The sequence below is a fragment of the Paraburkholderia terricola genome, from assembly GCF_900142195.1.
Taxonomy (GTDB): domain Bacteria; phylum Pseudomonadota; class Gammaproteobacteria; order Burkholderiales; family Burkholderiaceae; genus Paraburkholderia; species Paraburkholderia terricola.
Map to the genome: position 1 here is coordinate 31,468 of NZ_FRAB01000047.1, position 16,011 is coordinate 47,478.

Here is a 16,011-nt window from a genome sequence, read left to right on the forward strand (position 1 = left end):
GTTTGGCGGGATGTGCGATCGAAAAGCCGCATCCGCGGCGCGGCGAGACCGGCCTCGGGCGCGGGCACATGGCGTCCATCCGGCGCTGGCTGCGCGCGTGGCTGGCATTCGGCATCGTCATGTCGATGCTGGCCGTGACCGACGCCCACGCGGCGCGGCGCGCGGCCGCCAGCTACAAGGTCGAAATCGAAGCCACGCCGCGTTCGCTGGGCAAGCTGCTCGAGGAGCATCTGGATATCGCGCGGTTCGCCAAACGGCCCGACATCAGCGACGACCAGTTCCAGTTTCTGATTACCGCCACGCCCCAGCAGGTGCGCGACCTGGCGTCCACGCAGGGTTATTTCACGCCGGTGGTACGCACCGACGTGCGAACCGTCGACGATAAAAAGCGCGTCACGGTCAGTGTCGATCCCGGCCCGCTCACCACCATCAGTTCGATTTCGATCTCGTTTCGCGGCGCGGTGCTGACCGAGGACCCGGCGCAGGAAAATACCGCGCGCTTCGCGTTCTCGTTGCACGAGGGCGATCCGTTCTCGCAGGGCGGCTGGGACGACGCCAAGAACGCGGCGCTCAAGGCCTTGCAGGCGCGCCGCTATCTCGGCGCGAAGATCTACCATTCCGAGGCGCGCGTCGATCCGCGCACGCACGAGGCGACGTTGTCGGTCACGTATGAAAGCGGGCCGACCTTCACGATGGGCAAACTCGACGTATCCGGCACGCGGCGCTATCCCGAGCAGATCGTCGACAACGTGAATCCGATTTCGGTCGGCGACATCTACGACGTGCAGCGCGTCGCCGAATTGCAGCGGCAGTTGCAGAACACGCCGTATTACGCGAGCGTCGCGATCGACGTGGACAGCGACCCGGCCAAACCGCTCGAGACGCCGATGCACGTCAAGGTGTCGGAGTACCCGTACAACAGCGTGCGTGGCGGTGTCGGCTATTCGACGGACAACGGCCCGCTGATCCAGGGCGCGTACTCATATCTCGACACCTTCGGCAAGGCGTGGCCGTTCACGATCGAGGGCCGCGTCGACCAGAACCAGCAATACGGACAAATCCAGTTGGCGATGCCGCCGGGGCGGCGCGCGTGGACCAACAGCGTGCTGGCGTCCTACACCACCACCGACGTTTCCGACACGCGCATCTACAGTATCCGCGCCGGCGTGCAGCGCGCCCGCACCTCGCAGTTCATCGACTACAACTACTCGATCCTCTTCTATCAGGACCGTCTCGACCAGAATGCGATTGCGCCGACCACCAGCCGCGCACTGGTGCCGTCATGGTCCTGGACCCGCCGCCATACCGACGACCCGTTGTTTCCGCGTTCAGGCAACCTGCTTCACGTCGAGGCGGGTTTCGCGGTCAAGGGCGTGCTGACCGACCAGACGTTCATCCGCGGCTACGCGCGCGGTCAGCAGTATCTGCCGATCGGCAAGGAAGACATCGTGCTGCTGCGCGCCGAACTCGGCGGTGTGTTCACGAGCGGCAGTTCGAGCGGCATTCCGGCTTCGCTGCTGTTTCGCGCCGGGGGTTCGAATTCGGTGCGCGGCTATGGCTACCAGAGCATCGGTAATAGCGTCGCCGGTTCGGTGCTGCCCACCAAGTATCTCGTGACGGCGACGGCCGAATATCAGCACTGGTTTACTCACGATTGGGGCGCCGCCGCGTTCTTCGACATCGGCACCGCGACGGATACCTGGGGCGAAAAAGTTTTTTATCCCGGCGTCGGCATCGGCGCGCGCTGGCGCAGCCCGGTCGGTCCGGTGAACGTGGACGTCGCTTACGGCATCCGCAACCAGAGCGTGCGGCCGTATCTGACGCTCGGCATCGCCTTCTGATGGACACCTGCTTCTACATGATCCACGCATGACGACGGACGTTTCCGCTCAATCTTCCGCGCAGCCGCCCGGCGCGCCTCCGCCAGGAGAGCCGCCCGCACAACCGCCGCCTGCCGACGCGCCGCCGCCGAGGCGTCGCCTCGGCCGGCTGCTGCTGAAAACGCTCGCGTGGACGGTCGCGGTGTTGGTGCTGCTGCTCGCGCTGGCGCTCGGTCTGCTGTACGGCGCGCTGACGACCGAGCGCGGCACCGCGTACGCGTGGCAGGCGGCGGTCAGGCTGCTGGGCGGCAAGCTCACGGGCACGCTCGAAAGCGGCGCGCTCGCGAACGGCGTGCAACTGCGGCAAGTACGCTGGCGCAGCCTCGACGGCAGCGGCACCGACATCCAGGTCGACCGCGTCGCGGGCCGCTGGGGATTCACGCGCGAGCCCTGGCGCTTCGCGATCGACTATCTGCATGTCGGCACGATCGACGCCCGGGTCGGCGCTTCGTCGAAGAGCAGCGAACCGCTGACGCTGCCGCAAGACTTGCGCTTGCCGCTGCAACTCGAAGTGCGCGACGTCCGGGTCGATAAGCTGTTGTTGCGCCAGGGCGGGTCGACGACCGAGTTCTCGCATTTCGCGTTTCATGGCCGCAGCGACGGGCGTCATCATCAAGCCGCGATCGAGCGGCTCGACACGCCGTTCGGCGCCTTGACGGCGACGGCCAGGCTCGATGGCGCGCGGCCGTTTCCGCTTTCCGGCGACATCGGCTATTCGGGCAAGGTCAACGAGGAAGCGGTTCAGGTGGACGGTCATCTGAGCGGCTCGCTGGAAAATCTGGTCGCCGAACTCGACGCCACCGGCATGAAGCTCGCCGGTCATGCGCGGGTCGAGGCCACGCCGTTCGGCGCGGTGCCTTTGCAGCGCGCCACGCTGACCTTCGATCACGTCAATCCGCAGGCGTTTGCGCCGGGCGCGCCGCTGGCGGATCTGGCGGTGCGGGCGGAGTTGCAGCCGGTAGGGCACGAAGAGGCGCCGGGCGGGGCGGGCGCGGTCGAGCTGGTTCCGGGCGCGGCGAGCGGGACGATGGCGGCGAGCGCTGCTGAGGCCGGCGGAGCTTCCGGTGCGGAGAGCGCCGGCAACGGCCGCGTCGCTCCCCACGCCGCCCAAAAAAGCGCCGCCGGTTTCGCCGTGGCCGGCCACATGTCGATCGTCAACGCCAAACCCGGCGCGATCGACCAGAACCTCCTGCCGCTGATCGACGCCAACGCCGACGTGCGCCTCGACGCCGAGGCGCAGCGCATCTCGAACCTGAACGTCCGGCTCGTGAAGAACGCCACGCTGACCGGCGGCGGCGCGCTGACCGGCAAGCGCGGGCGATTCGATCTGCAGGTCGCCGGGCTCGACCTGAACGCGCTGCAGGCAACCGTGCGGCCCACGCAGCTTTCCGGCCCGATCGGGGTCCGTCTGAACGACGACGTGCAAAGCCTTACGCTCGATCTCGTCGATCCAAAAGCGGCGCTGCGCGCGCAAGGCAAGCTGACATTCGATCCGGCCCGCGTCGCCTTCAACGACGTGCGCATCACGTCGGGCAAGGGCCGCATCGATCTCTCCGGCGCGCTCAAGCACGACGCGAACTCCAGCTACAACCTGAAAGCGCAACTGACCGATTTCGATCCGTTGACGCTGACATCGCAGATGCCATCGCGCACGCCGGTGACCGGGGCGACGCCGGCGTCGAGGGCCGACAAGGCCAAACAGGCCGCGGCCGAAGCGGGCAGCACGGCCGGCGCCAAAAGCGCGGCCCCAGGCGACAAAGCCGCCGCCGTGGCGAAAAACACCGCGAAGGCCACGGTGAAGTCGGAAGTCGTTCAGCGCAAGACACCGCCGCCACGACGCGGCGCGCCGCCCGTCCGCAAGATCGAGGCACGCGTGAACGGCACGCTCACCGCGGCCGGCATGCTGGCTCCGGTCTTCACCACCAAGGCCGAATTCAAGCTCGGTCCGAGCGTCTACGACGGCCTGCCGCTGACCGGCGGCGGCACGATCCAGCTCGCCGGCTCGCGGATCTTGCCGAGTCGCGCGAATCTGTCGGTGGCGGGCAACCAGGTGGACCTGCAAGGCAGCTTCGGCGCGCGCGGCGACCGGCTGCGTTTTCGTGTCGACGCACCGCAACTGGCGCGCCTCGGTTTCGGACTCGCCGGCCTGGTGGCGGCCGACGGCGATCTCACCGGCTCGTTCGAGCACCCGAATGTCGTGCTGAACTACAAGGCTGACAGCGTGGTATTCAGCAGCAACCGCGTCGGTCATGCGGAAGGTCATGCGGAACTGCGCGACGGCGCGAACGGCGCGCTGGTCTTCAGCACCGACGCGCGCAACGTGAGCGCGGGCGGCGTCGACCTGGCCACGCTCACGGCGCGTCTGTCCGGCACGCGCGCCAATCACACGCTCGAGGCCGCGGCCACCGGCAAACTGCAGGACCGTCCGCTCGCTCTCACGCTCGCCGCCAACGGCAAGCTGACCGAAGCCCGCGACGGCACGCGCTGGGACGGCACCGTGACCCGTTTGCAGAACCGCGGCACGCCGGCGCTGAATCTCGAAGCGCCGCTCGCGGTGAGCGCCGGGCCGAGCCGCCTGACCCTCGGCGCGACCCGCCTCACGCTCGAAGGCGCGGTGCTGAGCCTGAAATCGTTCGCCTTCGACCACGGCAAGATTCAGTCGGCGGGCAGCTTGACCGATATTTCGCTCGCGCGTTTGCAGGATCTGCGGCGCGAGGTCACCGGCACGCCGCCCGTCGTCAAGACCGATCTCGTGTTCGACGGCGAGTGGGATTTCTCGCTGGGCAGCACGGCTAGCGGCCACATCCAGTTAAAGCGCCGCGCCGGCGACGTCACGGTCGAAATCGGCCGCGGCCTCGCCTCGCTGGGTATCACCGACCTCAGCGCGCGCGCCGACTTCACCGGCGGCAACCGGCTCAATGCCACCGTGCATGCGCAGGCCAACCGGATCGGCGTGATCGATGCCGACGCGCACACCACGCTCGCGATGCGCGACGGTTTCCTCACCGTGAACGAAGAGGGCCCGCTCACCGGCAACGTGAATGCGAACGTGCCGTCGCTCAAAACCACCGGCGGCCTGTTCGGGCCGAGTTATCTGCTCGACGGCCACCTCGCGCTCAAGCTCGCGCTCGGCGGCACGGTTGCCAAGCCGAACCTGACGGGGTCGCTGATCGGCGACGGTTTGTCCGCGACGCTGGTGGACCAGGGCGTGCAGTTGAAGGACGGCGTGGTGCGCATCGCGCTCTCGCACAATCTGGTCGATTTCCAGCAGGTCGAGTTTCATGGCGCGAGCGGCACGCTGCGCGCGACCGGGCGCGTGCGTCTGGACGGCGCGGAGCCGGACCTGACCGCGAGCATCGTCGCGGACAAGCTCGAGTTGTTCGCGGCGCCGGACCGGAATCTGTCGCTGTCGGGCAGCGCGAGCGTGGCCAACGCCGGCGCGCAGGGCGGCATGGCGATCAACGGCAAATTCGCGGTCGACCATGCGTTGTTCGACATGCCGGAAGAGTCCGCGCCGAAACTGGGCGACGACGTGGTGGTGGTGCGCCCGGACGGCACGGTCGCGGGCGAGCGGCCGAAGCCGGTGCCCGGCACCAACAAGCCGGTCGGCCCGTTCGCGCCGCGCGCCAATATCGACATCGACCTCGGCAAGGATTTCCGTTTCCGCGGACAAGGCGCGGACCTGGGCCTGACCGGCACGATCACGGCGATGAGCGCGCCGAATCTGCCGCTGCGCGCGGTCGGCAATGTGCGGGTCACGCCAGGCTCGACCTATACGCAGTTCGGCCGCAAGCTCAACATCGAGAACGGCTTTTTCACGTTCAACGGTCCGGTGGCGAATCCGGGCATCAATATTCTGGCGATGCGCCGCAATCAGCAGGTCGAGGCGGGCGTGCAGGTCACGGGCACGGTCCAGTTCCCGGTGGCGAAGCTGGTGTCGGAGCCGAACGTGCCGGATAACGAAAAGCTTTCGTGGCTGCTGTTCGGCCACGGCACGGACCAGGGCAACAACGTCGGACAGCAAAGCACGATGACCACCGCGCTCGCGCTGCTCGGCAGCGCGAGCGGCAAGCGGATCGCGCAGACCTTCGGGCTCGACGAGTTTTCCATCGGCCGAAGCGAGGTCGGGCTGACCGATCCGCAGGTGGTGATGGTATCGAAGGCGATCAACGAGTGGCTCGTGCTCGGCTACGAGCAGGGGCTGCAGTCGGCGAGCAATGCAATCAAGGCGACGGTCAATCTGACGCGCTACTGGTCCGTTGCGACTTACGGCGGCACTTTCGACGGCGTCGAACTGCTGTATACGCGGCGCTTCGACCGGATCCGGTGGTGATGGCCGGATCGCCGCGAGAGCGGCGCGGCGGGCAACGCCACGTCACGGCATAAAAAAACGGCACGCCTTTGCAGGGCGTGCCGTTTTTTGTTCGTGCCTCCCGGCTTTGAAGCCGGGCGCCGCGCTTCCTTCGGGCTTACTTCACGTTTATTTCACGCGCATGCCCGGCTTTGCGCCGCTGTCCGGCTCCAGCACGTAGAGGCCCGGTTCGGCTTTCTCGTCGGTGGCCGAGGCCGCCAGCACCATGCCCTCGGACATGCCGAACTTCATCTTGCGCGGCGCGAGATTCGCGACCATCACCGTCAGCTTGCCGACCAGCTGCTCCGGCTGATACGCCGACTTGATGCCCGAGAACACGTTGCGGGTGTTCTCCTCGCCGACGTCGAGCGTGAGTTGCAGCAATTTGTCCGAGCCTTCCACCGCCTTGCAGTCGACGATTTTCGCGATGCGCAGATCGATCTTGGCGAAGTCGTCGATCGAGATGATGGCGGGCGCTTCGTCTTTGTCGACGGCGGCGGCGGCCGCTGTTGCCCTTGCCGCCTTCGACTTGTGTTTCGCGTCGGCCGGCGCCGCTTCCGGCGTGGCTTGCAGCGAATCGCGATTGGCCGCCAGCAGCGCCTCGATCTGCTTCGGATCGACGCGCGTCATCAAATGCTTGTACGCGTTGATGGGGCGCGCGGAGGACAGCGGCACGTTGGCGTCGGCCCACACCAGCGGCTCGATGCCGAGGAAGCCTTCGACGGCTTCGGCCAGCTTCGGCAGCACGGGCTTGAGCGCCAGCGATAGCAGACGGAAAGCCTCGATGCTCACGCTGCAGGTTTCATGCAGCGCGTCCGGGTTTGCCGGGTCTTTCGCCTGATCCCACGGCTTGGCGGTGTCGACGTAGGCATTGACCGCGTCGGCCAGATCCATGGTTTGACGCAGCGCGCGGTTGTACTCGCGCGCCTCGTAGTTCGCGGCGATCTGCGGCACGGCGGCGCGCAGCGAGGCGAGCAGCGGATGCTGCATCGCGCTGTCCCGCACGCGGCCGTCGAAACGCTTGATCAGGAAGCCGGCGGCGCGGCTCGCGATGTTCACGTACTTGCCCACCAGATCGCTGTTCACGCGCGCCTGGAAGTCGTCGAGGTTCAGGTCGAGGTCTTCCATCGTGCTGTTCAGCTTGGCCGCGAAGTAGTAGCGCAGCCATTCCGGATTGAGGCCCGTGTCGATCACGCTTTGCGCGGTGATGAAGGTGCCGCGCGACTTCGACATCTTCGCGCCGTCCACCGTCAGGAACCCGTGCGCGAACACGTTGGTCGGCGTGCGGTGGCCCGAAAACTCGAGCATGGCCGGCCAGAACAGCGTGTGGAAATACAGAATGTCCTTGCCGATGAAATGGTATTGCTCGGCGGTCGAGCCCTGGCGGACCCACGCGTCGAAATCCAGCCCGCGTTTTTCAGCGAGGTTCTTGAAGCTCGCGTAATAGCCGACCGGCGCATCCAGCCACACGTAGAAATACTTGCCCGGCGCGCCCGGAATCTCGAAGCCGAAATACGGCGCGTCGCGCGAGATGTCCCAATCGGCGAGCTTGGCTTCGCCGGCGTCGCCAAGCCATTCACGCATCTTGTTGGTGGCTTCGGGCTGCGCCAGGCCGCCCACCCACGCGCGCAGGAAATTCTCGCAGCGCGGATCCGACAGGCGGAAGAAATAGTGCGTCGAGGTCTTGCGGATCGGCGTGGCGCCGGAGACCACCGAATAGGGATTGACCAGTTCGGTGGGCTGGTAAGTGGAACCGCACACTTCGCAACTGTCGCCGTATTGGTCTTTCGCGCCGCACTTCGGACACTCGCCCTTGATGAAGCGGTCCGGCAGGAACATTTCCTTGACGGGGTCGTAGGCCTGTTCGATATCGCGCGCGTCGATCAGGCCGGCTTCTTTCAACGCCAGATAGACGTTCTCGCTGAGAATGCGGTTCTCTTCGGAATCGGTCGTGTAGTAATTGTCGAAGGAAATCCCGAAGCTGTCGAAATCGCGCTTGTGCTCCTGCCACACGCGGTCGATCAACTGTTTCGGCGTGAGTCCTTCCTTTTCCGCGCGCAGCATGACCGGCGTGCCGTGCGTGTCGTCGGCGCCCACGTAATAGACCTCGTGACCGTGCATTCGCAACGTCCGAACCCAGATGTCCGTCTGGATATATTCGACCAGATGGCCAATATGGATCTGCCCATTCGCATACGGAAGGGCCGACGTGACGAGAACCTGGCGACGGCCTGACGGCGCGCCTGCGGAGAGATCGGTTGCGGGTGCTGACATAAGGATGGTGGGAGCCTGCGGTGGGACGAAACGTTGATTCTAGCAGGGCAGGCGCCCGGCGCGGCGCGGGCTGGATCGGCTGGAGGGGCCGTGAAGAAGCGCGACGGTGTATACCGAGTGCCCAAAAAAAACCGGGGCTATTAAACCCCGGAGCAACAACGACAAGAGGAGAATGGTGACGCGGCGGCGATTGCCAGCCACGTACCGTAAAGAGAGACAGCGGATTTTCAGCAGAGTTCGAAATTTTTTACGTTCTCGTGCAGGTTTTCTCCCAGCTCGGTTTTACGGTTCGCGGACGCCCGCGGCGCAAGCCCGGCGCCCGCTTCCTCATCCTCTTTCGAGCCGTGACGTCATTGCGTGGCGTGCTGCGCCGTGGCGCGCAGATAGATTTCCACGCGACGGTTCGCGGCGCGGCCAGCTTCGGTGTTGTTGTCGGCGATCGGCTGGTTCGGGCCCATGCCTTGTGCCGACAGGCGTTGCGGCGCGACGCCACGTTGGCCCAGGTAGCCCGTCACGCTTTGCGCGCGGTTGACCGACAGCGTCTGGTTGTACGCCGGCTGGCCGGTGCTATCCGTGTGGCCGACCACCTGAGCGATCAGTTCCGGGTTCTGCTGCAGGGTCTGCGCAAGCTGATCCAGCACCGGGGCGAACGACGGCTTGACCGCGTAGCTGTTCGTGTCGAACGTGACCGAGCTCGGAATGTTCAGCTTGAGCGAGCCGTCCGGCTGCTCGGTGATCTGCGTGCCGGTGCCCTTGGTGGCGCCGGAGAGCTTGTTGTGAATGGCTTGCCAGTTGTAGCCGGTGATGCCGCCCACCGCTGCGCCGACGCCCGCGCCGATCGCCGCGCCCTTGCCGCCGCCGAAGATCGCGCCCAGCGCCGCGCCGGTGCCGGCGCCCACGCCCGTGCCGACGGCCGTGTTAGTGCCCTGTTGGCTTGCGCAGCCTGCCAGCAGGGAGCCGGCAACGGCGAATACAGCCAGGCGAGTCATGATTTTTGCATTCATTTTTGATTCCTCTTGAGTGAAGCGAGTAACGCGGCAGTTAGCGATCAATCCATTTCGGCTAACGTGACGCGAGTAAAGCGGACTGCTCGACAATACGGAAAATCCTACGCTTTCTAAGTCCCGGTCCGACAGTGAAGCAGGGTCTTGCGGCACGGCTTGGCGCCAGCCACTACAATATTAGCTGGTGTACGCAGCGATGCGACCCCTTCGGCGTTCCGCCTGCCGGAAGGGTGCCCGGCAGGCCGGGTTTTCGCAATGCTGTCTAACAATTTCTTTCAAATTCCGGCGCGCGCGCAGACCCGATTCGCGCCGCGCCGCAAGTGTTCCCACGGAGTGTCAATGAGTATCGATCGGGCTTTGATCGACGCTGCCCTCGCAGCCGTCACCGACCCCAACACGGGCCGGCCCTACGCCGCTGCCAGGAACATCAAGAACGTCGCCGTGGAAGGCGACACGGTCAGCCTCGAGGTGGTGCTCGGCTATCCGGCGAGACGCCAGTTCGAAGCGGTCCGCGCGCAGTTCGCGGACGCGCTGCGAGGCGTGCCGGGCGTAACGAACGCGCGCATCGAGGTGTCGCAGCAGATCGCGGCGCATACCGTGCAGCGCGGCGTGAAACTCTTGCCGAGCGTGAAAAACATCGTCGCGGTGGCGTCGGGCAAGGGCGGTGTCGGCAAGAGCACGACCGCCGTGAACCTGGCGCTGGCGCTAGCGAGCGAAGGGGCGTCGGTCGGCATACTCGACGCGGACATTTATGGTCCGTCGCTGCCCATGATGCTCGGCATCGTCGGCCGCCCCGAGTCGCCCGACGAGAAGTCGATGAACCCGATGACCGGCCACGGCGTGCAGGCCAATTCGATCGGCTTTCTGATCGAACAGGACAACCCGATGGTGTGGCGCGGCCCGATGGCCACGTCGGCGCTCGAGCAACTGCTGCGGCAGACCAACTGGCAGGATCTCGACTACCTGATCGTCGACATGCCGCCGGGCACCGGCGACATTCAGCTGACCTTGTCGCAACGCGTGCCGGTGACGGGCGCCGTGATCGTCACGACGCCGCAGGACATCGCGCTCCTCGACGCGAAGAAGGGTCTCAAGATGTTCGAAAAGGTCGGCATTCCGATTCTCGGCATCGTCGAGAACATGGGCATGCACATCTGCTCGAATTGCGGCCATGAAGAGCACATTTTCGGCGCCGGCGGCGGCGAGCGAATGGCGAAGGAATATGGCGTCGAGGTGCTCGGCAGTCTGCCGCTCGACATCGCGATCCGCGAGCAGGCCGACTCGGGCCGGCCGACCGTGGTGGCGGACCCCGAAGGACGCATCGCGGAGATCTACCGGTCGATCGCACGCAAGGTCGCGGTTCATATCGCCGAGCGGGCGCGCGACATGACGTCGAAGTTCCCCAACATAGTCGTGCAGAACACCTGACCAGGCGCTTGGGCGAGGCGCCTGTCCGCGCCTATTTGCGCTGGTTTGCGGCTGGTCTCGCGGTATCATGTCGGCTTCACAAGTTCGGCTCGGCGGCCGCAGGGGCGGCCGCCAGGCCGGCAAGAGGATCGCATGGGAAAACGAATCGACGGGCAGGCGGTGCATGCGTTCATCGTCCTGGCTGCCAGCAGTCTGCTGTTATGCGGCTGTAGCGCGTTCCTGAGACCACAGGAAAAGCGCGCCGACGCGCAGTTGCTGCCCACCGTGGGCAACCAGGCGCGCGGCCTCGTTACGTTCATCGAGCGCTCGGACGGCGTGCAGGTCACCTACAATCTCGCCGGCTTGCCGCCCAATAGCGACCATGCGCTGCAAGTCCACGAGCGCGGCGACTGCAACGCCGCCGACGGCTCCAGCGCCGGCCAGGTGTTCTCGCCGGCCGCCGAGCGTCTGAAAGCGGGCGCGCGGGTCGAAGGCGATCTCGGCAACATTCATGCGGACGCGAACGGCGTGGCGAGCGGCTTCATCGTCGCGCCGGACGTGTCGCTCGACGGTATCCGCTCGGTGTTGCAGCGCGCGGTGCTGCTGCATCACGATGCGACCGACCCCTATGCGTATCCGCAGCATGGCGCGGGCTCCGCGCTCGCCTGCGGTTTGATTCGCCAGTGAGCGGCGGGAGTTCGATCTCCTTGCGGGCGGCCTTTCGAAGCGCGGCCGGTCATGTCTGATCACGCGTTGGATTGTTTCTCCAGCGCACCCGCGGCAGTCTTCGTGATCGCGTAAAATGAGCGCCTTTCGTTGGGGCCGCCTGGCCCACGGCGCGTAGCCGGGAATCCAGCCAGGCTCCGCATGGCGCGGCGGCGCGGCGCTTGAAGCCTGCGGTAGCCCGCCAGTTGCCCGCCGCGAAAGTTACCCGTTGAAACCGGGCCGTTATCCGTCACCCTGTCATTCACGTCGAGCAGCGTTCACCTATGACCATCAAATCCGACAAGTGGATCCGGCGCATGGCCGCGTCGCACAACATGATCGAGCCGTTCGCGCCCGATCAGGTCCGCGTCTCCGAAGACGGCCGGAAGATCGTCAGCTACGGCACGTCGAGCTACGGTTACGACATCCGCTGCGCCGACGAATTCAAGATCTTCACGAACATCAATTCGACCATCGTCGATCCGAAGAACTTCGACGAGAAGTCGTTTGTCGATTTCAAGGGCGACGTCTGCATCATCCCGCCGAATTCGTTCGCGCTCGCCCGCACCGTCGAATATTTCCGTATTCCGCGCAGCGTGCTGACCGTGTGCCTCGGCAAGTCCACCTATGCGCGCTGCGGGATCATCGTCAACGTGACGCCGTTCGAGCCGGAATGGGAAGGACACGTCACGCTCGAATTCTCGAATACGACACCTTTGCCTGCCAAAATCTACGCGAACGAAGGCGTCGCCCAGGTGCTGTTTTTCGAAAGCGACGAGATTTGTGAAACGTCGTACGCGGATCGCGGCGGCAAATATCAAGGTCAGCACGGCGTCACGTTGCCCAAGACGTAACGTCGGCAGCGCACTGATCCACCAGCTATACGGGGTGACCGCTGCAATTGACAGAATGCAGCGGTCGTTCTTTTTGGAGAATCGCCCATGAAGTTTCGTTTTCCCGTCGTCATCATCGACGAAGATTTCCGCTCCGAGAACATCTCGGGTTCCGGCATCCGGGCTCTGGCCGAGGCAATCGAGAAAGAAGGCGCGGAAGTGCTCGGGCTGACGAGCTATGGCGATCTGACGTCGTTCGCGCAGCAGTCGAGCCGCGCCTCGTGCTTTATCCTCTCGATCGACGACGACGAGCTGCTGCCCTACGTCGATAACGTCGTGGTGGAAGGCGAGACGCCGGAGCTGGCCGCCGCGATCGTCGCATTGCGCGCGTTCGTGGCCGAAGTGCGCCGCCGCAACGCGGACATTCCGATCTTCCTGTACGGCGAAACGCGCACCTCGCGCCACTTGCCGAACGACATCCTGCGCGAGTTGCACGGCTTCATCCACATGTTCGAGGACACGCCGGAGTTCGTCGCGCGCCATATCATCCGCGAGACCAAGGTGTATCTGGATTCGCTCGCGCCGCCGTTCTTCAAGGAACTGGTGCAGTACGCGGAAGAAGGCTCGTACTCGTGGCACTGCCCCGGTCACTCGGGCGGCGTCGCGTTCCTCAAGAGCCCGCTCGGCCAGATGTTCCACCAGTTCTTCGGCGAGAACATGCTGCGCGCCGACGTGTGCAATGCCGTCGACGAACTCGGCCAACTGCTCGACCATACCGGGCCGGTCGCCGCGTCCGAGCGCAACGCCGCGCGCATTTTCAGCGCCGACCACGTGTTCTTCGTGACCAACGGCACGTCGACCTCGAACAAGATCGTCTGGCACGGCACGGTGGCGCCCGGCGACATCGTGCTGGTGGACCGCAACTGCCACAAGTCGATCCTGCACGCGATCACGATGACCGGTTCGATTCCGGTGTTCCTCACGCCGACGCGCAACAATTTCGGCATCATCGGCCCGATTCCGCGCAGCGAATTCGAGCCGGAAAATATTCGCAAGAAGATCGAGGCGAATCCGTTCGCGCGCGAAGCGCTGGCGAAAAACCCCAATCTCAAGCCGCGCATCCTGACCATCACGCAGAGCACCTACGACGGCGTGATCTACAACGTCGAGATGATCAAGGGAATGTTGGGCGAATGGCTCGACACGCTGCACTTCGACGAAGCGTGGCTGCCGCACGCCGAATTCCACGAGTTCTATCAGGACATGCACGCGATCGGCGCGGGGCGCCCGCGCATCGGCGCGATGGTGTACGCCACGCACTCCACGCACAAGCTGCTGGCCGGCATTTCGCAGGCGTCGCAGATCGTCGTGCAGGATTCGAAGAACAGCCGCTTCGACAAGCACCGCTTCAACGAAGCGTATCTGATGCACACGTCCACCAGCCCGCAGTACGCGATCATCGCGTCGTGCGACGTGGCCGCCGCGATGATGGAAGCGCCGGGCGGCACCGCGCTTGTCGAGGAATCGATTGCCGAAGCGCTCGACTTCCGCCGCGCGATGAGCAAGGTCGACGCCGAATACGGCGACGACTGGTTCTTCAAGGTGTGGGGCCCTGACCAGTTCGCCGAGGAAGGCATCGGCTCGCGCGAGGACTGGATGCTGCGCCCGAACGACCCGTGGCACGGTTTCGGCCCGCTCGCCGACGGCTTCAACATGCTCGATCCGATCAAGGCGACCATCGTCACGCCGGGTCTCGACATGGACGGCGGCTTCGGCGAGTCGGGCATTCCCGCCGCGATCGTCACGAAGTACCTGGCCGAGCACGGCATCATCGTCGAGAAGACCGGGCTGTATTCGTTCTTCATCATGTTCACGATCGGCATCACCAAGGGCCGCTGGAACTCGATGGTGACCGAGTTGCAGCAGTTCAAGGACGACTACGACAACAACCAGCCGCTGTGGCGCGTGTTGCCCGAGTTCGTCGCGCATCATCCGATGTACGAGCGGGTCGGCCTGCGCGATCTGTGCCAGCAGATTCACAGCGTCTACCGCGCGAACGACATTGCGCGCCTGACGACCGAGATGTATCTGTCGAGCATGGAACCGGCGATGAAGCCGTCCGACGCGTTCGCCAAGCTCGCGCACCGCGAGATCGACCGGGTACCGATCGACGAACTCGAAGGCCGCGTCACGTCGATTCTGCTGACGCCGTATCCGCCGGGCATTCCGTTGCTGATCCCGGGTGAGCGCTTCAACCGGACGATCGTCAACTACCTGCGTTTCGCGCGTGAATTCAACGAGCGCTTCCCCGGTTTCCACACGGACATCCACGGGCTGGTCGGCGAAACGATCAACGGGCGCATCGAGTACTTCGTCGATTGCGTGCGCGCCTGACGATGCGGACGATGAGGTTCCTGTGGAGCGTCGACGGCTGGCGGCGCGGGTTCGGCGCGCTGGTTGTCGCGTTCGCGCTCGGCCTCGTGCTCGGCGCCGCGTCCTCGGCGGCGCGCGCCGAAGTGGCCGCGGCCGATCCGATCGACGCGTCGATGCGTACCTGTCTCGCGCGCAGCGACATGTCGTCCGCGGCGGGGCAGGTGCAGTGCATGGACACCGCTCGAATCGCCTGGAAAGCCGCGATGGACAACGCGTGGCAGCAGCTTCAGCAAGGCTTGCCGCCGGCGCGGCGCAAGCAGTGGGAAAAGAGCCAGGCAAGCTGGCAAGCGTCACGCGATGCCGAGAAGCAATTGCTCGCGGCGGTATTCGCGACGACGCGCGGCACGAGGTATGTGCTGGCCGAAGCCGACATGCAGTTGCAGCCGGTGCGTGACCGGGCGCTCGCGTTGCGCGGTGCGGTGGCGGGGATCAACGCCGGTGCCGACCCGCCGCGCCGTCCGCGTGCGTGCGGCGCGGATGCGCGGTGCGAACATGCGATGTTCGATCTGAACCGTTATTACCGTCGCTTGCAGTCGAAGATGCCGGTGCATTCGCGATCGACGCTGACGCGGGCGCAGAAGGCGTGGACCGTGCATCTCAATGCGAGTACGCCGTTGCTCGATGAGCGTGGCCGGATCGATGTGATTGGCGCGAGAGTCGCGACGATTAAGCGGTTGTCGGAGACGGTGGGGAATGATTAAGGTGGGTGGTGCACTGCGTGCTGGGGGCTTGTTTGCGTTGGTGTTTTGGCCTTTTCTTGTGTTCTTAGTGGTCTATTAGCGTTGCCCCTGTGCGGGGCAATGCTCTCAACTTAAGCCTCAAAGAGCTTGTAAACGAGGCATTGCCCCTGTAAACTTCATCGCATAACTCACTGATAAATCAACGATATGAACTCAAATACCAGCGTCCTCGCGGCTTCTGGCTGAGTTCTCCGATTTCCTGCTCGATCCGGCGCTCGCCGATCGCGTGCGTCGTTCTCCCACTGCCTTTACCCGCAATCGCACACTGACCTTGCCGCGCATGGCCGCGCTGATGATGTCCGGCATGTGCGCCAGTGTGCAGGCCGAACTTGACGCGCTATTCGGCGCACTGGGAAGCAGCGGCGGGCGCACCCGCGCTGTCAG

General features: G+C 65.1%; 9 protein-coding genes. 7 read left to right on the forward strand and 2 right to left on the reverse strand.

All coding sequences use genetic code 11. The features are described 5' to 3' along the window. Positions 1-2 precede the first annotated feature (2 nt). Positions 3-1,841, forward strand: coding sequence for an autotransporter assembly complex protein TamA (locus tag BUE39_RS28310; RefSeq protein ID WP_073431978.1), 1,839 nt, complete (start codon positions 3-5; stop codon positions 1,839-1,841). 28 nt (positions 1,842-1,869) lie between these two features. Beyond that, positions 1,870-6,213, forward strand: coding sequence for a translocation/assembly module TamB domain-containing protein (locus BUE39_RS28315; RefSeq protein WP_073431979.1), 4,344 nt, complete (start codon positions 1,870-1,872; stop codon positions 6,211-6,213). Positions 6,214-6,360: 147 nt separating this feature from the next. Here the strand turns inward: BUE39_RS28315 and metG are convergent, their stop codons facing one another. Beyond that, positions 6,361-8,505: a methionine--tRNA ligase gene (gene metG / locus BUE39_RS28320; protein ID WP_073431980.1), complete on the reverse strand. Its 2,145-nt coding sequence runs from the start codon at positions 8,503-8,505 to the stop codon at positions 6,361-6,363. A gap of 350 nt (positions 8,506-8,855) precedes the next feature. Beyond that, on the reverse strand, positions 8,856-9,509 hold the full coding sequence (locus BUE39_RS28325; RefSeq protein ID WP_073431981.1) for an OmpA family protein: 654 nt from the start codon (positions 9,507-9,509) through the stop codon (positions 8,856-8,858). A 339-nt stretch (positions 9,510-9,848) separates the two neighbouring features. Between BUE39_RS28325 and apbC the strand changes: the two genes are divergently transcribed. The 5 genes from apbC to BUE39_RS28350 all read left to right on the forward strand — a co-directional run bounded on the left by apbC (position 9,849) and on the right by BUE39_RS28350 (position 15,588). Continuing rightward, positions 9,849-10,937 carry an iron-sulfur cluster carrier protein ApbC gene (gene apbC / locus BUE39_RS28330; protein WP_073431982.1) on the forward strand — a complete coding sequence of 363 codons (1,089 nt, stop codon included), beginning with the start codon at positions 9,849-9,851 and terminating at the stop codon, positions 10,935-10,937. A 132-nt stretch (positions 10,938-11,069) separates the two neighbouring features. Then, positions 11,070-11,603, forward strand: a complete 534-nt coding sequence (locus BUE39_RS28335; protein WP_073431983.1) for a superoxide dismutase family protein — start codon at positions 11,070-11,072, stop codon at positions 11,601-11,603. A 302-nt stretch (positions 11,604-11,905) separates the two neighbouring features. Next, positions 11,906-12,475, forward strand: coding sequence for a dCTP deaminase (dcd, locus tag BUE39_RS28340; RefSeq protein ID WP_012432068.1), 570 nt, complete (start codon positions 11,906-11,908; stop codon positions 12,473-12,475). 87 nt (positions 12,476-12,562) lie between these two features. After that, positions 12,563-14,848 (forward strand): arginine/lysine/ornithine decarboxylase, encoded by a 2,286-nt coding sequence (locus BUE39_RS28345; protein ID WP_073431984.1) that lies wholly within the window; start codon positions 12,563-12,565, stop codon positions 14,846-14,848. 11 nt (positions 14,849-14,859) lie between these two features. After that, entirely contained in the window at positions 14,860-15,588 is a 729-nt protein-coding gene (locus BUE39_RS28350; RefSeq protein WP_073431987.1) for a lysozyme inhibitor LprI family protein, read from the forward strand. The last annotated feature ends 423 nt before the right edge of the window (positions 15,589-16,011 follow it).